The 23,005-nt window shown below is 49.2% G+C and carries 15 protein-coding genes; 7 read left to right on the forward strand and 8 right to left on the reverse strand.

The annotated features are described in order from the left end of the window. Positions 1-122: 122 nt before the first annotated feature. From minE to minC, 3 genes are read right to left on the reverse strand one after another with little or no spacing between them, the layout of a single operon-like run. On the reverse strand, positions 123-485 hold the full coding sequence (gene minE / locus F557_RS0106650; RefSeq protein WP_044142670.1) for a cell division topological specificity factor MinE: 363 nt from the start codon (positions 483-485) through the stop codon (positions 123-125). 21 nt (positions 486-506) lie between these two features. Beyond that, a complete protein-coding gene (gene minD, locus F557_RS0106655; RefSeq protein ID WP_019001464.1) occupies positions 507-1,430 on the reverse strand; it encodes a septum site-determining protein MinD in 924 nt (307 codons plus the stop codon). A gap of 37 nt (positions 1,431-1,467) precedes the next feature. After that, positions 1,468-2,256: a septum site-determining protein MinC gene (gene minC, locus F557_RS21090; protein WP_019001465.1), complete on the reverse strand. Its 789-nt coding sequence runs from the start codon at positions 2,254-2,256 to the stop codon at positions 1,468-1,470. 270 nt (positions 2,257-2,526) lie between these two features. Between minC and F557_RS0106665 the strand changes: the two genes are divergently transcribed. Then, positions 2,527-2,808, forward strand: coding sequence for a YcgL domain-containing protein (locus F557_RS0106665; RefSeq protein WP_157617767.1), 282 nt, complete (start codon positions 2,527-2,529; stop codon positions 2,806-2,808). A gap of 38 nt (positions 2,809-2,846) precedes the next feature. On the opposite strand, the gene F557_RS0106670 is transcribed toward F557_RS0106665, so the two are convergent. The 4 genes from F557_RS0106670 to F557_RS0106705 form a co-directional block, all read right to left on the reverse strand. Further along, positions 2,847-3,503 carry an MBL fold metallo-hydrolase gene (locus F557_RS0106670; RefSeq protein ID WP_019001467.1) on the reverse strand — a complete coding sequence of 219 codons (657 nt, stop codon included), beginning with the start codon at positions 3,501-3,503 and terminating at the stop codon, positions 2,847-2,849. A gap of 76 nt (positions 3,504-3,579) precedes the next feature. Continuing rightward, the gene (locus F557_RS0106675) at positions 3,580-4,773 is read right to left on the reverse strand and encodes a class I SAM-dependent rRNA methyltransferase (protein WP_026297795.1); all 1,194 of its coding nucleotides are present in this window, start codon (positions 4,771-4,773) and stop codon (positions 3,580-3,582) included. 699 nt (positions 4,774-5,472) lie between these two features. Then, positions 5,473-7,041: a hypothetical protein gene (locus F557_RS0106685; RefSeq protein WP_157617768.1), complete on the reverse strand. Its 1,569-nt coding sequence runs from the start codon at positions 7,039-7,041 to the stop codon at positions 5,473-5,475. A 577-nt stretch (positions 7,042-7,618) separates the two neighbouring features. Further along, complete coding sequence (locus F557_RS0106705; protein ID WP_019001474.1) at positions 7,619-9,148, reverse strand: G protein-coupled receptor family protein; 1,530 nt, start codon at positions 9,146-9,148, stop codon at positions 7,619-7,621. Between F557_RS0106705 and F557_RS22185 the strand changes: the two genes are divergently transcribed. The 4 genes from F557_RS22185 (at position 9,131) to F557_RS0106725 (ending at position 14,440) form a co-directional block, all read left to right on the forward strand. After that, positions 9,131-9,388, forward strand: coding sequence for a hypothetical protein (locus F557_RS22185; protein ID WP_157617769.1), 258 nt, complete (start codon positions 9,131-9,133; stop codon positions 9,386-9,388). The genes F557_RS0106705 and F557_RS22185 overlap by 18 nt on opposite strands. Before the next feature lie 369 nt (positions 9,389-9,757). Then, entirely contained in the window at positions 9,758-10,942 is a 1,185-nt protein-coding gene (locus tag F557_RS0106715) for an efflux RND transporter periplasmic adaptor subunit (RefSeq protein WP_019001476.1), read from the forward strand. Between the two features lie 140 nt (positions 10,943-11,082). Then, positions 11,083-13,062 (forward strand): MacB family efflux pump subunit, encoded by a 1,980-nt coding sequence (locus F557_RS0106720; RefSeq protein WP_026297797.1) that lies wholly within the window; start codon positions 11,083-11,085, stop codon positions 13,060-13,062. Between the two features lie 16 nt (positions 13,063-13,078). Then, positions 13,079-14,440 (forward strand): TolC family protein, encoded by a 1,362-nt coding sequence (locus F557_RS0106725; RefSeq protein WP_169335170.1) that lies wholly within the window; start codon positions 13,079-13,081, stop codon positions 14,438-14,440. Positions 14,441-14,995: 555 nt separating this feature from the next. Here F557_RS0106725 and F557_RS0106730 read toward each other — a convergent pair. Then, a complete protein-coding gene (locus F557_RS0106730; RefSeq protein ID WP_019001480.1) occupies positions 14,996-16,057 on the reverse strand; it encodes a hypothetical protein in 1,062 nt (353 codons plus the stop codon). An 856-nt stretch (positions 16,058-16,913) separates the two neighbouring features. On the opposite strand from F557_RS0106730, the gene F557_RS0106740 reads away from it, so the two are divergent. Then, positions 16,914-22,502, forward strand: a complete 5,589-nt coding sequence (locus F557_RS0106740) for a hypothetical protein (RefSeq protein WP_019001482.1) — start codon at positions 16,914-16,916, stop codon at positions 22,500-22,502. A 50-nt stretch (positions 22,503-22,552) separates the two neighbouring features. Next, positions 22,553-22,978 (forward strand): hypothetical protein, encoded by a 426-nt coding sequence (locus tag F557_RS0106745; protein WP_019001483.1) that lies wholly within the window; start codon positions 22,553-22,555, stop codon positions 22,976-22,978. The last annotated feature ends 27 nt before the right edge of the window (positions 22,979-23,005 follow it).

A 23,005-nucleotide genomic window follows, 5' to 3' on the forward strand; every position in this document is an offset into this window, starting at 1 on the left:
GCGTTGCCTTTAGGAATTGCGGTGTTTCTGGCGTCATTCAGTAATGGTGCCGGTCACAAACAAAAAACCGGAATCGCAGCGGACTCCGGTTTTTTCAGGATACGAAACCTCAACACAAATTTTCAGGATTTTGCTTCCTCAGTTTCGGTTATCGGCTTGATGCTGTTGATTTCCTCTTCGGTGGAATAATGATCGTGAACTCCGCTGGGAATAGTGCCGTCGTACTGCGGATCCAAAGATACGGAAACTTCCATCATTGAAGTTTCATTCTGCTGAGACACGTTAACCTGAACCTGATCATCATTGATCTGCACATATTTCTTAATTGCGGCAAGAATGTCCATTTTGAGCTGGGGCAGGAAATCGGGACCGCTACGGTTTTCGCGATCATGAACAAGAATAACCTGAAGGCGATCTTTTAGAATTTTTGCCGACTGCTGGTTATCCTTCTTTTTGTTAGAAAACAAGTCACTTAGCCAAGACATGATATTTTCCCTTTCCAGTTGTTACATTTTTTTGCCAAAAAGTCTCTTCCACAGTCCTTTCTTTGGAGCGGTGATGAAACGGAACGGAATATCTGTGCTGCCAAGAAGACGCTGCACGGTGTCCATATATGCCATTCCGGCTTCGGATTCCTCGTCGTAGACAATGGGCTTCCCGGAATTGGAAGCCTTAAGTACCGAAGGGGACTCTGGAATAACGCCGATGAGCTGGATGCTCAGCAGATCCACCACGTCATCCTTGCTCAGCATCTCTTCCTTTTCGACTCTTTCCGGAGAGTATCTGGTAAGGAGCAGGTACGGTTTAATGGGATCAAGATTGTATTCGGCGCGACGGCTCTTGGAATCAAGAATGCCGATAATGCGGTCCGAATCTCGTACTGATGATATTTCGGGATTAGTAGTAACAATCGCCACATCTGCAAAGTACAGAGCCATCAGAGCACCGGTTTCAATGCCTGCCGGGGAGTCGCAGATGATATATTCAAAACCCATGTTATCAAGCTCGTGCAGAACCCTTGCTACCCCTTCCTTGGTCAGAGCATCCTTGTCTCTGGTCTGTGAAGCCGGCAGAATAAAAAGGTTTTCGCAGTTTCTGTCCTTGATAAGAGCCTGGTTAAGAGCGGCTTCTTTGCGGATTACATTTACCAGATCATAGACTACTCTTCTTTCGCAGCCCATTATCAGATCCAGATTACGCAGACCTACGTCAAAATCGATAACGCAGGTTTTATGGCCTTCCAGGGCAAGTCCGGAGCTAATAGCGGCGCTGGAGGTTGTCTTGCCGACGCCACCCTTTCCGGAAGTCACCACGAAAATTCTGGCATTGAAGCCGGTTCTGTAGTCAGGATGAGCCGCATCGGCTGAACTAACTTCCTGAAGGGCTGAATCAGCAACCTGATCCTCGGTATTGGTATTATTTTCTGCCATTTAACGCAAAATTCCTCTTAAAAAACGGGAACACCAGTTAAAAACTCTGTTCCTCAAAACTGAATCCTTCTCCGTTCAGACGCACCAGCACAGAACGTCCGAGATACTTCTCGGGGATGTCGTCCATGGTGCAGAACACCCCTGCTATGGAAACCAGCTGCGGCTGGAAGTTTGTGCAGAAGATTACAGATGTCTTGTCTCCGCTTCTTCCGGCCATCAGTCTGCCGCGCATGGCTCCGAAAATAAAGATGCTGTTGTCTGCGGAAACATCAGCGCCGTAACCAACATTTCCTATGACGGTAAGGCTGTTGTTTCTGGCATAAAACTGCTTACCGTTCCTGATGTTGCCGGTAATGGTATAGCTTTTCGGCGCATTTGTTTCTGCGTCGGTTCTGCATGTTTCGGAGCCGGCCTCAGATCCTGCTTTGTCATTTTCCGTGTTTTCGGTATTGGTATTCTGTGCGGATGCCTGATCCTGCTCAGCATTCTGGCGTTCGGCCTGTATCTCCGACTGAGTCTTAAAAGGGGAGACAATAACGTGACCGCGGTTCCGCAGCGCTTCATCCGTGTCCCTGTTTCCGGTTTCCATGATGCCCGTGCATCTGAAGCCTTTGTCCGAGACGGTTTTCAGAAGGCTTTCCGCTAGGTCGGGATCGTCAGCTGCCACGAGACTGCAGTCAAGCACCAGGGGAGTCGTTTTAATCCAGAGCGCAATGTTCTCATACTTGGCACTGTTTTCCAGAAAAGACAGAATTTCTTCAGTATCTGCAGTGTCCAGATTCAGCACGGTTCCCTTAAAATTGCCGTTCTTGAATGCAATTGCCATCCGGCCCTCCCAGGAATGGATAAAACGGGTGAATTATAGCCTATAATCCGGTGATAGATCAAATTGCACCTCCGGGGATTTTGAGGAGGTGCCGGGCATTTTTGCAAATTGTTTCGGGGGGAGTCCCCCTTAAATCCTGTCCGGAGGTTGCAATATTGCCGCAAAGGTCTTACATTGCCGCTGAACGGTTTAGACAGAGTCGGAAAATCGGAACAAAGCGAGCTGACGGTTCTGGTATTTCCGGAATTTCGGATTTTTAGGAGTATTGTCATGGAATGTCTGATTTACAGAGCTTATACTGCGGAGCTTCGTCCGGTGTACCTATATCTCAAGGATCGGGAGGCTCTGGACCAGGTTCCTCAGGAAGTCAAAAAGAAACTCCGGAAGCTGGAATACAGCTTTACGTTTGATTTGTCTCCGGAGCGTTATCTGGAAAGAGTGTCCGCTCGCGACGTAATGACTGCTCTGGAAGAGAAGGGCTGGTTTATCCGTGTTGACAGCAACACATCAGAAAACCTTCTGGAGGAACTCAGGCGTTCCAGTCAGAGGTAAAAGCCGCCGGGGACATTTTCCGGCAGTCTGTTTCCGCCTCAGTTCAGTAGCTGTTTCATATAGGAGAGACTGGGATTGTCCTTCTTTTCATTTCCGATAGAAGTTTCCGGGCCGTGTCCGGAAAGCACCTTTACAGTGTCAGGGAGCCGGAACAGCTTCCGGGTGATGCTGTCTACCAGATCCCGGGCATTGCCTCTCGGAAAATCAGTGCGTCCCACGGATCCCGCAAAAAGAGTATCCCCGGACAGCAGGAGTCCGCTTTTTTCAAGATAGTAGCAGACTCCGCCCGGAGTATGTCCCGGAGTGTGAATAACCCGGACTGTCTCGTTAAGGCCGAGATCCAGCTCTTCATTGTCGGAAACCCATCTGTCTGGTACAAAGTTTTCTACCGGAGGGAGTCCCAGCATCTGCCCCTGGTGGCACATACCTTCCAGAAGAAAGGAGTCTCCCTTTTCCGGACCGACGATGTCAATATTGAGAATCCTGGAGAGTTCTGGAGCTCCTCCGGCATGATCCTGATGGCCATGGGTGAGAAGAATGGCCGTTGGACTCAGACGAAGCCTGTCCAGCTCCAGCGATAGTTCGCGTGCAGAATCGCCAGGATCTACAATGACGGCATTGTTGTTGTCAGAACAGAAAACAATGCGGCAGTTTTGCTGAAACGGCGACACTCCGTAGGTGAGATATTGAATCATGATTCCTCCTTGACGGCAGAACAGCAGGGGCGGAAATCCGGCGGTAAGAGCCGGAAATTCCGTGTGTTTTTCAGAATCAGTTTACTCTGACAACCAGCCCTTTGAGGTACAGGCCCTCGGGGAACGGAAGAGCTACCGGATGATCACCGGCCTGGGTGAGGTATTCTATTATCTGTCCTTCGCGGCCGGCATCAAGCAGGGCATCGGCCACCACTTTCTGAAAGAGATCCGGTGTCATGTGTCCGGAACAGGAATAGGTCATCAGAATGCCGCCGGGATTCAGAAGTGAGGCTGCCAGCATATTGATATCCTTGTAGCCCCGGCAGGCCTTTTGCAGCTGACTCTGGCTTTCGGCAAACTTGGGAGGATCCAGAACAATTACGTCGAACTTTTTCTTTTCGTCCCGGGCTTTCCGCAGGTATTCAAAGACATCCGCCCTGACAAAACGGCAACGTCCGGGATCCAGATGGTTAAGAACCACGTTTTCCTTCGCAATGGAAAGAGCTGCTCCTGAGACATCAACATTGACCACTGATTTGGCACGGCCTCTGAGGGCATACAGAGAAAATCCCCCGGTATAGGAAAAGCAGTTCAGCACGTCCTTGCTGCGGCAGTATTTTTCGAGGGCGGCCCGGTTGTCTCGCTGATCCAGGTAGAAACCGGTCTTGTGGCCGTTTTCCACATCCACCAGGATCTTCATGCCGGCGTTTTCGGAAATGGTCACCGGCTGCGGAGGGAGCTCTCCTTTAAGCATTCCCTTGCGTTCAGTCAGGCCTTCCTTTTTGCGTACGGCCTCGTCGGATCTCTCATAAATGACGTCATCCGGGAAGATTTTCTCCAGAGCTTTTCTGATGTCCTGAAGATGGAATTCCGTGCCGGCGGAAAGAATTTTGACCACCAGAATTCCGTTATAGCGGTCAATGATGAGCCCCGGCAGGAAATCAGATTCGGCATCAATGACTCTGACGGCACTTACTGCGGTTCTTTCTATGAGCTTCTGGCGGCTTTCCCAGGCCTGGCGGATTCTTCCTTCAAAAAAAGCGGCATCGATTTTTTCATCCGGGTTAAAACTCCAGACCCGGCCGCGGATCTGGGATTCCGGGGAGTAGGAGGCAGTAGCCAGAAAATTTCCGGCACTGTCCTTTACGGTAATATCCCCGCCTTTTTCAGGAGGATCCTTTACCTCCTTTACACCCTTGGAGAAGATCCAGGGGTGTTTTCTTAAAAGTGATTTTTCCCTTCCCGGGTGGAGAATCATAATTCCTGGCATAAACGTGTCCTGACTGTGCTTGATAATTTGAATGGCAAAGATCTGCCTCACAGGGATCCCTCCTGCCTTTATAAACAGAGTGTTTTAGGCACAGGGGCCGGTATTCATCCGGCGGCAGTTCAGATCCTGATGTCAAAAAGCTTTTCTTCTGTAAATCATATCAAAAAGCCGGGAATCATAGAAACGATTGCTGAGAAAAACATTGAAACTGTGGTGATGGCAGAACAATGTGATACAGATGGTGTCTGATAATAACGGTGAACAATATAAGTGCACAAACAAATCAAATGCAAGAACACGTATATTTTTATAATCTGTCTGGAAGGCCTGAGATTTCGTGTTTCGGCATTTTTATTTTTAGGAGGTTACTTTATCATGGTTTAAACCGGAGGTATCGGAGGGATTCCTGTTTATGATAAATCGGATTTCAGATGTATCTGAGATGAGGGATCTCGCATATTCCAGAAAAAACAGCCCTGGTTTTGGTGCTGTACAGTGTTTCTGAGGTAATCCCGCAGGGTTAACTGGAAGGAAGTACCTTTGTATTAGTCAGGGCCGCACCGGGGAGCAGAACATAAATGCCATGTTTTTCTGATAGCCTGGCCCTTAGACTGATAGGAGAGATTCCATGGTTCTGCGCTTTCTTCTGAAAAGCTATATCCTCTGTTTCCACTGCTTTTTGTTATTCATCACTATTTGTTACCATTTATCACCATTCCGGCCGCGGCTCCGGGGAATAAATCCAAACCCGGACAGCGGCAGGGGCCAGGACATTTTCCGTTTCAGTGATATATAGGTCTTCAAATACTTTTCCGAGCGGGACAGCACCTTGCTTTCCGCTTTGTTCAGATAGGCGCCGGCATCCTCCCGCAGGGCTATCTCTCTCTTCCGGCGCTGTCTTCTTACCCGATGACGGAGGGCTGCATATGCCAGAAATCCTGTCAGTGCCGGTCCTGTAAGATAAAGATACATGGAGCTTTTCAGCACCCATAGATTATCCCGGATGATGCAGGTCAATAGGAGATATGCCATAAGAAGCAGAGTTATCGCGGCGGAAACTTTCAAAATTATGTAATAGCGTTTATTAGTAATATACCAGAAATAGCGGATGGGCAGCATCTCTCCGGTAATCACTGCCAGAAACGGCAGTACTGCATACCACATGCTCATATACTCGTCATAGAACCTGGCCACCTCGCCAAGATCCAGAGGAGCCAGGTACAAATCCCGGAGAATCAGCGGCAGGGCACTCACGAGACCGAATATCATGGAGATCCCCAGTATGCGTTTCAGATCCGTCGGAATCTCACCGGTGAGGCGTCCGGTTTCACCGTTCATGGCATAATTATAGGTTCGTCCCTGCCAGAAGGCCTTCATGGTCCATACCGGATAAAGAGCATAGCTGATCTCGGTGCTCCTAACATCCGGTTCTTCACAGATAACGTGGAGATTATCGCAGTTATCTCCGGCGATGAACTTCCGTGAGGAGGCGATTACCCGGGCCTTAATAGCCGGATAGCTGCCTTTGGCGTTGATGTCAAAGATTCTGGCGTCCAGACCGGAAAGATACCCGAAATGAAAGGGAACTCCCGTCTCGGGATGGAAGGGCTCCAGTGACTGGGTTACCGCGGCGGGAATCGAGGCGGATCCGTCCTGAGGCACCCCCTGAAACGTCAGGGAGGCCGCACCGGTGCAGTCATAGACATTATGGAAGAAAAGGTGCAGGTTTCCTGTAACCTGCTCCGTCTTCATAGTAATGCTGTTCGAAACCCGCACATCATAGATCCAGAAGGGAATGTAGCAGGCATGAATGCTTTCCGGCCTGGCGGTACTGGCGAATTCCTCCGGAACAAACAGGCTCTCCTTCAGGATTCTGTGAAAGGCCTCCAGGAAAAACTTCCGATCCTTTTTGAAGGGAATGAGGAAATCCGGCTCCGACTGATCCCGGATCTTGTCGGAAAATACGATGGAATTGCCGCAGAACGGACAGGCATCCGAGGCTCCCAAAGCTCCGGGACGGACAATACCTCCGCAGGAACGGCAGGCATAGGTGCGATTGAGAGACTCCCTTTTTTCCCGATACTCCATAATCCGGTCAGCGGCTTCGGTAAGACTGACGTTATGACTGGCCGCTTTCAAAACAATATCATCGTATTCCGGAATGGTGAGTACCTTATCACAGCTCTCGCAGACGAGGGCCTGCTTTTCAATTCCGAAAATCATATTTCCGGAACAGCAGGGGCAGCGCGAATGCTCGGGAATATTCATATCCTTCTCCTTCTCAGCCTTATAATCTGGCTTTCCTCTCCGTCCCTTTTCTTTTTGCCGACGGCCGCCTGCTTTCTCTATTTATTTTCAGGAGATCAGTACGGTTCATTCTCCTATAAATGACAGAGAGCCCGTAAAATCTGTGCTTCCGGGACAATCCAGACGGAGCGGATCGCCCCGGAGGAGATTCCGGTCATGTCCCGGTAGCGGGATATGCGGGGTCAGACAAATGCGCGGTATTAAGCGAGAGGAAAAAAGGGGATGAGAATCCCGTGACAACAGGCCGGCGCTTCCGTAAATGAAAGGGGCTGAAATCAAAAACAGGTGAAGGCATCCAGGCTTCAGCTCATTACCGTGCCGTCTGCTCACTGGAATGTGATTAACAGTCAGCACTGGGGATCTTAAACGAGAATTTCCGGAAAAACGTTGAGCATGAAGGCATTTTTTGAAAACATTACGGCTTATCCGGACCGATTGTTATGCAGAAACCAATGCCAGCGGCGGAACGGGAATGCTGGACGGGCCGCCGAAAACGGAACTGCGGAATGACTGATCCGCGGAACCGGTAAGCGCTTCGTCAGAAACTTCCCAGCCACCAGTATTTAGGCCGCGGATAGGTCATGGAGGTTTTATGGTTCCAGTAGCGGCCCAGCTCCCGGAGCTCCTGCCGGTCAATACGCAGGGAGTCTTCCCGGGCATAGGCATCGGCATCTGTACGGGGTTTCAGAGCCAGGCTGTCCTGTTCTTTTCTGACATATTTCCGGAAAAAGTCCCTGATAATCCCGCCCAGCCCCAGAGCAATCAAAAAAAGAAGTCCGGGAGCCACCGGGCCCCAGAATTCTTCCCGAAAAATATGAATGCCGGTATCAAGGCAGAACAGAAATGCAGCCAGCCATATAGCTGCCTTCAGATATCCGGTATGACTCCGCCGGCCGGCGAACACAGCATATCTTTTCCATAAAGCAGTGGCAGCAAAAGACGTAAGAAGCAGGATGCTCGCCATGGCAGCAAAAACCAGATCGGCAACAAGATTATTAAACCGGTAGCTCAAAGCAAGATAAGTCCAGAATATCCCCGCCGGCAGGAAAAGGAGCATGCCCCCCGCATAGCCAGCCAGGTTCATAAGTCCGACGTCTGCCGGAGGGAGCCCGGCAGAAGTTCCGGTCTGGCCGTTCATGGCAAAGGTATAATTACGGCCTTCCCAGACCATGGTCATGGTCCATACGGGGAAAAGGGCATATCCCACCCCCCGGGTTCTGACCTGACAGTCCCGGTCCAGAATCCGTATATTGTCGAATTTCCGGCCGGTGAGAAGACGTGCTGATGAATAAAGAATCCGTTCCTTAACCAGTCTAAAGCCCTGAACATGATTTGCGTCGTATATCCGGGCCTCAAGTCCGGCAAGATAGGCGAAATTAAATGGCACTGCATCCTTAATCAGATACGGCTCCAGTGTATGGGTGATCTTGTCTGGCACATCCCGGGAGGCATCCTGGGGGACCCCGCGGAATTCTGTGTGTCCGGCCACGTTTCCCTCAAACAGATCATGAACAAAACTGTTTTTGACCAGCTCAACCGTCTCTGCTGCCAGTTTGGCCCGGTCGTCTACGTCCGCGTCATAGATCCAGAAGGGAACGTATACTGCCCTGATGTTTTCAGGACGGGCGGCGGTACGGAATTCCTCTGGTACAAAAAGGCCTTTTTCCATGATATTCCGGCAGACCTCCTCAAAATGTGCCCGATCCTTTTTGAAGGGAATAATGTAATCCGGTTCCGCCTGATCCCGGTACTTGTCAGAAAAAACAATGGCATTATTGCAGAAAGGACAGGAGTCCGAAGCGGACAGTGCTCCGGGCCGGATAAGGCCGCCGCAGGATCGGCATGTGTAGAGACGATCGGGATTATTCTGTCTTTCGTGAGTTCGTATGATCCGGTCTGCGGCCTCTGTAAGACTGACATTGCTTCTGACTTTTTCCGTAACCAGTCGGTCATAGTCGGGAACGGTGAGACTGAGTCCGCAGCTTTCGCAGACCAGAGCCTGTTTTCCGATATCAAAGGTCATGTTCCCGGAGCAGCCGGGACAGCGGGCATGTTCTGGAATATTCATACCGTGGTGTTCTCTTTCATTAATGGCTCATCTATCTGCATGAAATTTGAATTGCATATGACGCACAGTGCTGGTGCTGAAATCAGTATCGTCATTCGTGATAGCATTTTCAGACAGGATCTGTTCAGTTTTGCAAAAGCCCTGAATTCCCGCTTGCAGGCTTTCTCTTCGGCTGCTATGCGGGCGATCTGGATAAAGTATTGCTTATTTCCCTTGTTGGCCATGAAATCTGCTTTCTGAGATATACACGGAGATTTTATCCCATGTAAACAAGTTCGTTATATACGACGTTCTCAAAATTATGGGTGATATCATACCGGTTTTTCATAATGCGGATGGAATACTAAGAGACATCTTTGTTGTAAAACCTGAGATAATATTCCATCTCCTGTCTGTCTTTGACTGAACATTGTTTTGCGGTGTCTTTTGCATACGTCAATGACCAGATAAATATGTCATTCTTTTGTTCAATCGTTCTGTCCCTGACTAGCAGTTGTCATCCAGGTGCTATCATTCCTGAAATTCTGTAAAACTTTGAAAAACATTTAGGTGGTCCGATAGTCTATAATAGCCGCTGAATTACTATCCAAACGGGGTTCAAGGATTTCTATGAAAAAGCTCATTGTGCTTATTCTGCTGGTAGTGCTGGCCGGAGGCTGGTTTTACTTCAGCAAGGGCGAAGAAAAGAAGCTGCGTTTTATGACCATAAAGCCGTCCCGCGGCGATGTTGTGGAAACGGTTATGGCCACTGGCACCCTGGTGGGGCTTAACGAGGTCAGCGTCGGTGCTCAGGTGAACGGTCAGCTGGAAAAGCTTTATGTGAAGCTGGGAGATCGGGTTAAGAAGGGCGACAGGATTGCGGATATTGAGCAGCGCACCCAGCTTAACGCGGTAAAGATGGCCGAAGCGGAACTCAAAATCGCTGAGTCATCTCTTAAAGAAAAGCAGGCTCTTCTGAAAAAACAGGAGTCCGAGTATAACCGTCAGAAAAAAATGAAGGCCGGCAATGCAACCTCTGATGCGGATCTGGAATCTGCGGAGGCTGATCTTCTTTCCACCAGAGCCGCCATTGAATCATCAAATGCCCAGATTGAAAAGTGCAAGGTTAATGTGGATACCGCAAAAACCAATCTTGGCTATACCAAAATTGTGGCTCCTATGGATGGCGTGGTCATCGGAGTTGTCACCGAGGAAGGTCAGACCGTGGTTTCTGCGCAGTCTGCTCCTACCATTGTCAAGCTGGCGGAACTGGATACCATGACCGTGGAGGCTGAGGTGTCCGAAGCCGATGTGGTGAAGGTCAAGCCGGGCATGCGTTCCTTTTTCACCATTCTCGGTCTGCCGGATCAGAAGTTTGATGCCGATCTGAGACAGGTGGAGCCGGCTCCCAAGTCCGAGAGTCAGAGTACCAGCTCCGCATCTTCCAGTTCCAGCACCCAGGCTATCTACTACAACGCTCTTCTTGATGTCAAAAATCCTGACGGCGTGCTCAGAAAATCCATGACTGCCGAGGTGACCATCGTGCTTGGCGAAAGCAAGGATGTAGTCACCTTGCCTATTGTGGCACTGAGAAAGAAGGTGGCGGAGAATGAATTTATGGTGCACGTGCTTCGGAATAACAAGCCGGAGCCGGTAAAGGTTACAGTAGGGCGCAAGGACAACATTAATTACGAGATCGTTTCCGGTCTTTCCGAAAACGACGAGGTGATTATCGGCAACGACGAGAATTCTGCCGAAGCCGCTGCCATGGCTGCGCAGGATAAGAAGCGCCGTCGCGGCCCTCCCCGCATGTAGTAAACAGCAGGATCGTGCTAACCCTGATAACCTGAATACTGGCGAGGATAACAATGACAGATGTGAACAGTTCCGTTCCAGGAGCGGACACCAATATTGCCGGGGCTTCTTCCGGGACTGCTATAGCCCACCGGGAGGAGATGACCGGTTCTTCAGAAAGACCTCTTCTGGAGGTGAAGGATATCCGCAGAAGCTTCGGCCTGGGAGGCTCGGAGTCCGTGGAAATCCTGCACGGCATCAATCTTAAAATCTACCAGGGTGAGATGGTGGCCATTATCGGCCAGTCCGGCTCCGGCAAGTCCACCCTGATGAACATTCTGGGCTGTCTTGACAAGCCCACTTCCGGGGAATACCGTATTTCCGGCGTGGAAACCAGTCAGCTGGATGCTGATGAGCTGGCCCGGCTCCGGAGGGAATACTTTGGCTTTATCTTTCAGAGATACCACCTTCTGGGGCATCTGCGCGCTGCCGAAAATGTTGAGATTCCGGCTATTTATGCCGGCATTAAAAGCGGCCGCCGTGCAGCCAGAGCCGAGGAGCTTTTAAACAGGCTGGGGCTGGGAGACCGCTCATCCCACCGTCCGGGAGAGCTTTCCGGAGGTCAGCAGCAGCGGGTGAGTATTGCCCGGGCGCTTATGAACGGCGGTCAGGTAATTCTGGCTGACGAACCTACAGGAGCCCTGGATTCCAGGAGCGGCGCCGAGGTTATGGAGATCCTGGAGGAGCTGCATCGGCAGGGGCATACCGTAATTCTGGTAACCCACGATTCCAAGATTGCCGCTCATGCCGGACGCATAATTGAAATCAAGGACGGTAATATTATTGCCGACCGTATCAATGAAGGAAAATCCGGAACCAGAAATCCTCTGACCGATGCCGATTTTGTGAAGCTCAATCCGCATTTTCTGGCGCAGTTCCGCTCCTATGTGGACAGATTCCGGGAGGCCTTTAAAATGGCGGCCATTGCCATGATTTCCCACAAGATGCGCACGCTTCTGACCATGCTGGGCATTATTATCGGCATTATGGCGGTGGTCAGCGTGGTGGCTCTGGGACAGGGTGCCAGTCAGAAGGTTATTAACGACATCAGCGCCATTGGCACCAACACTATTTCCGTTTATCCCGGCAAGGATTTCGGAGATATCCGTTCCGGCAAGGTGCAGACTCTGACAGTGCAGGACATGCAGGCTCTGGACAGACAGGTGTTTACTGATGCCATAACTCCCGATCGCAGCAGTTCCCTTTTAAGTCAGTACCGCAGTGTTTCCATCAATGCCACGGTACACGGGGTCAGCGAGCAGTTTTTCCGGGTTAAGGGATACGAGGCGGCAGCCGGCAGACTGTTTGGCCGTGGGGATGTTAAGGATCTTAGCCAGGTGGCGGTTATTGATGCCAAGGCGGCTGAGCGCTTTTTCGGAGAGGAGGATCCCATCGGCAAGGTGATTATTTTTGGTAAGCTGCCCTGTCAGATTATCGGAGTGCTGGCACCATCGGAATCTCCCTTCGGCAATGAGAATGCCGTGCATGCCTACATTCCCTATACTACCATGATGTCCAAGGTGGTCCATGAACGTTTTCTGGGGTCTATCACCATCAGGGTACGGGAAGGGATGTCAAACGCTGTGGCGCAGGAATCCATTGAGCATCTCCTGGAGATGCGGCATGGAACCAAGGACTTTTTCACCAATAGCTCCGATACCATTATGAAGACCATTACCAAAACCACGGACACCTTTACCTATCTTATCAGCGCCATTGCGGTTATTTCCCTGATAGTGGGAGGAATTGGCGTTATGAACATCATGCTGGTGTCTGTTACCGAACGGACCAAGGAGATCGGCATCCGCATGGCTGTAGGTGCCAGACAGAGTGACATTCTGCAGCAGTTCCTTATTGAGGCTGTGCTGGTCTGTCTTCTGGGAGGCACGCTTGGAGTTATCTGCTCCTACGGTGTGGGTTACGTGTTCAGTCTGTTTGTGCAGGCCATAAGCATGCAGTTTTCAACCACCTCGATTATTGCGGCGGTAGTGTGTTCTTCTCTTATCGGGGTGATTTTTGGATACATTCCGGCCCGAAACGCCGCCAGACTTAATCCCATAGATGCCCTGGCCCGGGAATAGGAAGGAGATTCTGATTATGAAATTTTTTAGGGAAACTCTTCTGGCTGCATCCCTCGCCGTCATGACAGCCGGATGCACGGCACTTCATTCCGAATATGAGAGACCGGATCTGGCGGAGTATGCTTTTGTTCAGGGTGGTACTGAAAAGGCCGAGATAAACCCTGATTTCTGGCAGGCCTTCAGAGATCCGTATCTTGACGCTCTTACCGCAGAGGTTCTTAAAGCCCGCAACGATTATCGCCAGGCGGTGCTGTCAGCCCAGAAGGCGCTCAAGGAGGCTGAGATTACTGACACCAACATGATCCCAAATGTTGATGGTTCCCTGGGGTCCGGAGCTTCCCGTGCTCTCAAGCATGGCTCGCATTCCTCGCTGTATGGCAAGTCCGGACTTAGTATCAGCTATGAAGCGGATCTTTTCGGGAGACTTTCCGCGGAGAGAAAGGCTCAGACACTGACTGCCGAAGCTGCTCTCCAGGATGCCCGGGCGGCCCGAATGACTGTTGCCGGAACGGTGGCGAAGCTTTACTGGTCGCTACTGTACTATCAGGATGCAATAAAGCTTCTGAAGGAAAATCTGGAGTCCTCTATGTCGCGGCAGAAGCTTATGCAGCTTCGTTATGACAGCGGCAAGCTGAGTGAACTGGATCTCAGTGAATCCCGGGTGGAGGTGGTTTCGGTGATGAGCCAGATTGATGACAACGAAACCAAGCTCAGAAATACCATTGCCGCCATTAACGTTCTCAGAAACAGAGTTCCTGACACTCCGGTGGAAAACCGGGGTACTCTCAGAGATATCTTTGTGCCTGAAATTACTACTGGTCTCTCCGGAGATGTGCTAAGGTTCCGTCCCGACATAGCCTCCTGTGAAGCCCGTCTGAAAGCAGCTCTGGCCTCCCGGGACAAGGCCCATCTGGATATGTATCCCCGGCTTACGCTTACTGCCGGGGTTTCTGCCGGAGGAAACACCAATATTGTGGACTTCTTCAGAAATCCGGTAGGTTCTCTGGCCGGAATGCTGGCGTTCCCGTTTCTGAACTACTATCAGAACAGTCTGAGAGTGGATCTGGCCGAGCTTAACCGTGATTCAGCCGAGGTAACCTTTGTGTACAAGTACTACAATGCTCTTTCGGAAGTGCAGCAGGGGCTTAACAACATCAGCTGGTACCGTCAGAAGAACGAATATAACAAAATACAGCTTGAGCTCAGAAGAAACAACGAAGAGATGTACCAGACCCGCTACGCCAATGGCAAGGTTTCCTTCAAGGATCTTCTGGAGGCCCGGACAGCCCGTAGAAATACCGAGCTTTCTCTTCTGTCAGAGCAGGAGAATCTTCTGAACAGCCTTAAGGATCTGGCTCTGGCCATGGGCGGTTTTTAAACGCGGTTTTTTCTTTTCGTCATAACCTAATCCGGTGTTTGTAAATCAGGCACCGGTTTTTATTTGCTTAATAAGAAGAGATCAGTGCAGTATTCCCGGGCCGATTTATAGCCGTTAGCGGGGGAAATGAGCCTGAAGCGGATTTATGGTAAATACACGGAATGTCCAGCACAGTGAATGTCAAGACCAGTCTGGTACCGGAGTTTTTGGCCTGTACTCATAAAAAAATGGATAAACCCATTGTAGGAAAAGGACTTGCGCCATTTTCAGTTTTTAATTAGCGGGTGCGAAATCCAATACTTCAGCAGTCATGCTGCTTTTGCTAGCCGTTTCCTGTATTACAGATGATAAATTCTCTGGATTCGCAGACATTTAGCTCTGATCTATATTTTCTGACAGAGGCGGAAATGGGGCTAATTCCTTCGGGGAGGTACGAAATTAACAGCAATGCCGGTTTGGTTGTTATTCATGGCATCACAGTGTCCGGAAGAATTAAACACCAACCTGCAGAGTTAAAGTGTACTTCCCAAAAAGCCTAAGATTTGCCAATCCCTGCTACTGTTTAATTTTACGATATGAAACAGCACACATACTGACAGATGATTCGTTCTGTTCGGCACAGGGTTCCGGAACAACAAGCTTTCCTTCCTCGTTGACAAGGAGTACTTCTGTTAATTCGGGATCCGTTGCCGTAATCCTGTCAGGAGAACCGTCGTTTGAGGTTTCAATGAAATCGCAGTGCTGAGGTTCTACCATCGCGATATAATCTGCATTGCTGTTCAGTACCCCGGTTGCGGTGCATTCGATTCTTTTAGAATCGCTCAGTAAATGTCTGGAAATCACTGTATGGTTGCCGAGTTCATCGGTGTCATCAATGATGATCTCCACAGAATTTCTGCTGTCTTTTTCATTCTCCCACACTCCCGCAAATTCTGGATTTCTGACAGGATGAAACTGGCTGTAGTCTCTTTCAGGATTGAAATCAATGTCTTTTATGTCAGTCATAAGCTTCAGGGAAACCATGCTCCAGGTGTTCTTTGTCTCGGATATCTGCGGCCGGATTACTGCAACGAGATGAATATCATTGGTTTTAGGGCGGATCTGAACTTCACCGTTATAAAGACTTGCCAGTACCTCAAGATTTCCGTTATCAAGCTTTTTTACTTTCCTGGCCATGACGAACAGCGGCTGTTCCTCGCCCCCCGTAGCAGGAAAATAATAAAAGCCGTTCTTATAGTAGTAGCTGTGCACTGAAGGGTAGTTTTTCATATCATAGGCAAAGTAATGTTTTAGTATTCTGGCAACCTTATCTGCGGAGACCCTGAAAAAGTCATGAGCGCATTTGTCATGTTCTGTCTGAACGCATTCCGGAACTTCGGTAATCAGGCTGTCTCTGTCATCGTAAATGATATGGCAATATGCAAAATCAAGGAGCCGTTTATCGCTGGCGATCACTTCTTCCCGGCTTTCATTATAAAAATTACACTCTGTAAAATCAGAAAGAAAATATCCGATATCTCTCATGGTTTTATCGTCAAAAGAGTCCTTTGTCCCTGAAGCAGCTGCCAATCCGGGAATCAGAAGAAGAGTGAGTACTATTCGGTAAAAATGATTCATAATTATTGTCCTGCGCTAAACAGCCGGTATCATTCTGCCTCCGGAATTTTCAAAGGAATTCACCTATACGGAACATCCGGAAACTGGATAAACAGTTATCTGCGTCTGGATTCCTAAAATGGTCTCTGTTTCGCCAGAATAACGGTTGTTATCTTATGACAGCCCCTTTACGGCAGTCAATTATAGTTATGAGTTTTGACAGTCTGAAGGGGCTGGTAATAAATATTTTTGTATATGTAATTATTTTAGTATCTGTCTTTAATACGGGAATTCTTGTCTGTGTTTTAAGAAGTTTGAAAATATCAGAAAATTTTATTTTTGTAAAATACGGGTTATCATTTTAAAAATTCTTTTTTTATTTAATTCAGGAAAATTCCTTTTTTTGAACCATAAATAGAGTTCGGTTTTTGTCCTTCTGTACCAGTCAAGGTAAATGCAATGTCAGGTTTAAGCTATAGAAAATACCACTGATTCAAATTTCTGAAATGCCCTGAGATCTGAAGAATATCATGATCGCAGGGCTATTTTTGAATTAGGATCTGAAAATGCGGCTTTTGCGAGATAGGAGTGCTGATTGCATTTCCTGTGGCTTTTCTTCAATACAGCAAAGTCGGGCTTGCCATCCTCCCTTTGTTTCCGAATTTTCATGAAACTCTTCATTGCCTCTTAATGGCGGTATTTACGAAATTGTGTCTGGATCAATATTATTCTGAAAAGGTGTAACAGCTCCACGATTTTTTCGTTTTAATACTAGTAGGGACAAGAGGATGGTTTTCTTCACAGGAGCGTTCCCGGCTCCGGATTTTTACCTCTGCAGCGATACCGCAGACGGGATGCCATAATAGAGGAGTGCAAAATGACTGGTGTTAACATTAACAACAATCTGAATATTGACAATAACATTATCGGCAATAACCCAGCCCTCAACATTGACAACCGTCCTCAGGGCAATAATGCAGTCCGTCAGGAAATTGGTGCCGGAAATCAGAATCTTGAAGTTCAGGCACGTAACAATGAGGTCAGGAATACTGAAAACAGATACCCCAGAGCTTCTGCTTCCATGGCTCAGAAGTTTTCCGGCATTGAGTCCCGGGTTAGCGAGGCCGCCGACGGAAGAAGGGATATGACCCTAGGGGATCTTATGAAGCTTCTCGTGGATCATTCGGAAACCCAGGAAAAGTCACGGGTGCTTTTCAAAAATGCCCAGGGGGCTTTGGAGCTTGATAAATTCGCCGGGGAGATGATTAAGTCTCTGACAAACACCTACTGCTTCGGAAACCGGAGGGAGCTGCCGGAGGATGCGGCAAAGCTTAAAGCTGACATGACCCAGCTTTTTGATACCATTATGAATCACAGCTACCATTCCGGAGACCGGGCTAAAATAATCAGCAGGCTTTCCGGAATTGCGGAAAGACTTACTCAGCATGTGAACAGTCAGGGGGATCTGTCTCCGGCTAGCAAGGAGAAGGCTTTAGCCCTTGTTAATGATATTAAGGAAAAATTCACGGCGATCATCGATAACCGTTTCGAGCTGGAGCAGAAGATTCTTAAGTCCATGGAATCCAATGTCAAGATCTCATTTAAGAATACCGAGGATCTGCTGGGCATGGGGCGGCTCTTTAAGAAATGCGAAAACTACCTGACAGGAATCGGCAAAAAGGCCGATCTGGGAAAGTTTTTTGAACTGCCTTCCCTGAATGCCCAAAAGCTGGTGAATCAGTTTTCTTCCGGGGAGCTTAGTCTTCGGGAGGCGGTGAACTCCGAGGATCAGGATCCCCGGACACTGAGTCTGCTCCGGGATTTTTCAAAAGACAGCATGAAACGGTTCCAAAACGAGCTGAACACCCTGGACAATTCCCGGGCTAATGTTCAGGAGCGGCAAAACACGCTCATTAATGACATCAGGGCTCATGGTGCGGAGGGGAATGCGATTCGGGGATCCATTACGGATTTTTCCAAAATGGTTTTTGACCGCATAAAGCAGCTCAATCTTATAAATGATGATGCCGCGGCGTATCTGTCAGAAGCCGATGAGAATACTCTTTATTCCGGAGATGGCAACGATCACGATTCCCGCATCAGCGCCGAGGTCGCGCGGCTTAAGGAGGTTTTCAATGCGGTTAGTCCGGGCGCCGGGGATGCTCTGGAAAGACTTTCCGGAGGCAGCAGTGCTCTTTTTGCTCATGTCCTGAAAACCGTGGATTATTCTCCGGAGCTGATGCTGAACCTTATGAGCAGTCCGGGGCTGGCGGATTCTCTGCTCAGGCTGGAGACCTCTGAGCTTTCCGATAATGCCGTGCGGGAGTGCATTAATACCATCTCCGCCGGTGTTCTGCGTGCGGATGCTGCAGATACCACCATGCTCACCACTCTTTTAAGCGGTGTTTCCCGGGAGCATCTTTCCGCATCTGCAGCTGTCATTATGGATCACCTGCCCCAGAAACTGGAGCTCACCAATGACGTTCTGGCATGTATCAATTTCATTGTCAGTGAAAACCGTGCCGATCATAAAAGCATCACGAATATCTCCATGAATGATCTCAAGACGGCCTTCAGCAGGATCGTGAGTCCCGGTAATGACACGGTCGCAGTTTTGAAAAGAAATCACTGCTTCAGTGATCTCCGGACGGTGGAGAACATTATTCTCAAGGCCGCCTATCATCAGTATCTGTCCGAGCATCCCACTGCCGCGGATGCGGAGCAGGGGCGACACGGGGATTTCAGGAGCAATGCCGGATTCCGGGCGGAGATGGGCATTGTGGATAATGTCGCTGATGCTGTGAACGGCCGGGTTCATATCGGCAGATACGAGGGATTTGATCCTGTTACTGTCAATACAAAAAACACCGACATGACTCTCTTCCTGAAGTTCTTCAATCTGGCTATGCACCATAGTGATTTTGTGGAAAGCTGCAGCAAAATTCCGGCTGTTCATGTTACCCGAAGAATTGCCGAGGTTATGGGGCCGAAGGCGCTTGCCTTTATGAACGGCGCCGAGAATGTATTCAAGCATCAGCCGGGGATCGAAGAAAAGGATATCCAGAATTTTGACAGACTCCGTCAGGAATTGCAGAACTGCCAGTCCGGCGGCGAAGTACTGCAGCTTTTGGAGAAGGATGAAAATGTCGCTATCATGACCAGCATTTTTATCGCTTCCCAGAAGACGACTCTGGATCAAATCCAGGAGAACAACGAGCAGAAGCTTAATAGCTCCCGGCAGGTCATTGATTCGCTGCATCTTAATGATCTGATTCAGTTCAGTCACCGCTCAGAATCTGCTGTGGGTTCCGGAAACAGAGCCATTGACAGTGCCGAGGAGCTTTTGAAGGATGTTTCCAAGATTCAGGGAAGCCAGGGCTTGGGAGTGCTGCTCGCTTCTCTGGAAACACTCGGTGCCAGAACCATGCTGGACATTCTGCCTAAGGGGCAGACCTATTTCGGGATTGCACCGGAGGATTTCAGAAATCCTGCAAAAATTCCGGCTATTCGGGATGCCCTGCAAAGCGTGCCGCCGGAGCTTAGGGAGTCATCAGACTTTAAGTTTGCCTTTATGACCTATACCAAACTCAGGCACCTTGCCCGGAACAGCAAAAACATTCAGAGCGAGGCAGCTCTTATTAATTGCCGTCCGGAGCCGCTGGAATTCCAGTCCCGTCTTTGGGAGGTGGCCTATCAGGGACCGGCAGGAAACAATAACGTAAACAGCGCTATGGGTGAATTTACAGTTCTGAATGAAAACTATGGCGATCAGGATTCTATTATCAGCTTCTGCATTAGCAAGTCCCAGGTTTCCAGAAACGCCTGTGCCACCGCTCTTAAGAATCTGAAGCTCACCGATGATATGTTTGCTGCCGAAAACAATATTTTTGTTCAGAACAAGAAGGAAGGGGCTGAACTGAAGAAGGAGCTGGGGCTTCTTATTGCCACTGCCCGGAAGGAGCTTCAGAAACCTGCTGCCGATCCTGGCACAGTCATGCGGAATCTTTACAATGCCGTAGCCTCAAAGCTGGCTAAGGATCGTGCTCATAACATTTCCAGCGCCATTATGTATCTGACACCGTATTTTCAGAATGAGTTCAGTACCACCTCCGGCGATCTTACCTACGAGAAGAAGCTTACCAGGACCTTCAGTGAGATCTTTCCGTCCGACAAGAATGCTGTTTCCACACTTAAAGCAGCGCTGGTACATACCACGGCCGGGCTGTCCCGCACTCTTTCCGAGCTTATGTCCGGATTCCGCAGAGCCAGTGCGGCTGATGATGCCCGGGTAGGCGAGCTTATGAAAAACGAGTTCGTTTCTCTGATGGCAGAGAAGGCTCTCCGTCAGGTGGCCTATGATAATAAATTCAAGACCTATGCTGATTTCAAATATGATTTCTCCAATAATACCGAGCTTAACGGCAAGTCCCGGGACGAACTGATAAAGGAAGCAGTGCGCCATCTGAAGGCAGATCTTGCAGTTGACGATGTGGTGCTGGAAAAGATGATAAGGCAGCTGACTTCTTCGGATCTGTACAGTAACGACACCTCCAGTAAATCCAAGCACGCTAAAAGAGCAATCAGATATGCGGGCCGGGCTATTAGCTCCACCAGGTTTTTTGGCAGGATCTCCAATGCCTTTAAGGGTATTAAGGCCTTTTTTGTATCCAGGAAAGAGCCCAAGGTGTACGAGGCCATCTCCGGCAAGGTGCTCACCAGTCTGAGCGGGGGAGATACACTGGTGCATACCAAGGATAACAAGATTTCCCTGGAGGCCGGAAAGAATTTTGAGGTGGGGAAGCTGCAGATAGGGGCCAAGGCCAAGCTGTCTCTGGGAGCCGGATCCAGTCTTGAAATTGAGCGTCAGGATGATGGCGGGTATCTCTTCAGAATGTCCGCCAATATTACGGCAGGGGCAGGCGCCGGCGGTACGGTCGGAACCGTTACGGATCCCACGGTGTCAGTGGAGGCGGAATTAAACGGCAAGTATCAGAAGACCTATGCAGTGACCATGGCCGAAGAGGATGCGGCGGTTTTTCTTGCAAAGATTATGTCCGGCAGGCTGGAGCGGTCGGATTTCCAGAAGGCAAAGGATCTCCGGGCCGAAACTGCTGCGTCCTTTGATTTTTCGGCCTCAGCGGAAGCCGGGATCAAGGGAACCAAGCAGATAATTCAGGGCGGCGATGATACCAGCATGTATGATCCCGTGCAGTTTTCTGCCAGCGCTGAACTGGAATGGTCCAAGGAATGGGTGCGGGAGACAGGGGCTACCAGCCAGACCTTTACCAAGAACTCGTCGTTTTCTGTTTCTGCCGGGGTGGAAGGTACTTTCTCGCTGAAGAATCAGCTTCTTAATGGTGCCAATCCCGATGAAATGAAGGATAAGATTGAGGATAAGGTCAGCGAATACAAGGAGAATGCCGGGCTTGACGAGGATGATGAAATTACCATGGGAGATCTTCCCGATGAGGTGCTCAAGGATACTGACATCAAAAAGTTCAATGATGATTCCAAGTCCATTAATTCCGGTAACAAGCTGGCGCATTTCTTTACAGATCACAAGAAGCTTCTCAGCGACAATGTTTTCGGCAAATACATTATTGATAAGTTTTCCTCCCACAAGTATCTGCCAACGGACAAGCAGGACTGGGCCTGGAAGGATGATGTGGAGAAATGGGAGTTTGACAGAAACCGCTTTATTGCGGAAAGCCTGGTAAATTTTGCCCAGACCAATGCTGTAAATAATGCCGCAGCTGATATGGATGACTTCATTGGCTGGCTTACTGACAAAATTCCTGCCATGAAGGAGGCGAAGAGCTTTGTAAAAACCGTCACCGGACTGGTCAACTCCTTCGAAGGACTGGTCAACCGGCTGGATACGGCGCATCTGAGGTTTAACCTTGATATCAAGGCCGGGAATGATGCCAATGAGCTCCTGACTGTGAGTGCCGGGGTAACCTATCAGTGTGATGACAGCAGATCCTTTGAGACCAACCTCCTGCAGAATGATCTCAGAAAGGTGGACAGGGTTACCACCATTACTCCGGAGACCAAGGGCGGCGAAAACAATGTGAAGACCAAGAATATCAGTTTTCTCACCAAAACCATGAAGCAGTACGGTTTTACCAAAAGACAGATGGAAAAGGCCATTGCGCAGCTTAATCTTCTTCAGAACAACGGCGAGACGCTGGAATCCATGGAGATTGTCCGTACTGGAAAAAAGTCGGCACTGGATCGGATCCGCAGGGAGCTTGGCAATACTGAAAAGGGTAATCTGGCCGGCAAGATCGGCAGGAAGGTGGATGATATGAAAGATAATGATTTCATTCCTCTGAAGATTGTCTTTAACACCTCCAAGAAGATTGATTCCACGTCTACCGGTCTGAGTGCCGGCACTGTTATCAAGGTCAGCATTTCGTCTGAAGAGTCCCTGGTGAAAAACAATTCCTATGAGATTGAATTCTAAAAAACTGCAAAGCCTCCGGGCATTATTGCAGGAGGTTCGGAGAATATGAAATGATTGATATGCTGAACGGGATTTTTGCGAAATGCAGCATGCCGCTGAAGCCGCTGGATCCTGAAACCGGAATTTCTGAAAACGATCTTAATGATATGCATGTGATACTGACCTGCGACCGGGAGCAGAAAAGGCTTTTGGTTACGGGATTTATCATGGAGATTGATGATTTTTACGATCCGGCATTCAAGGAGCTGCAGAAAACCATTCTTAAAATGAATGACGCAGATTTTCTGCCGGACAATTTCCGGATCGGGATTAACCTTCCGGAGCTGATGGTGGAGATTCTGTCCTCCCTGGATCTTAATTCTCCCGATGATCTCATGGGGCAGGTGGAAATGCTGATAAGGCGTATTACCTTTTACGGTATTGAAAGCAGAAAGCGGATTTTCGCTGCCTATGCAGAGCAGCAGGGCGGGAAATAGGGCGAACTGATTCAGGATTGCTTCTGG

Source organism: Succinimonas amylolytica DSM 2873 (genome assembly GCF_000378405.1).
Taxonomy (GTDB): domain Bacteria; phylum Pseudomonadota; class Gammaproteobacteria; order Enterobacterales; family Succinivibrionaceae; genus Succinimonas; species Succinimonas amylolytica.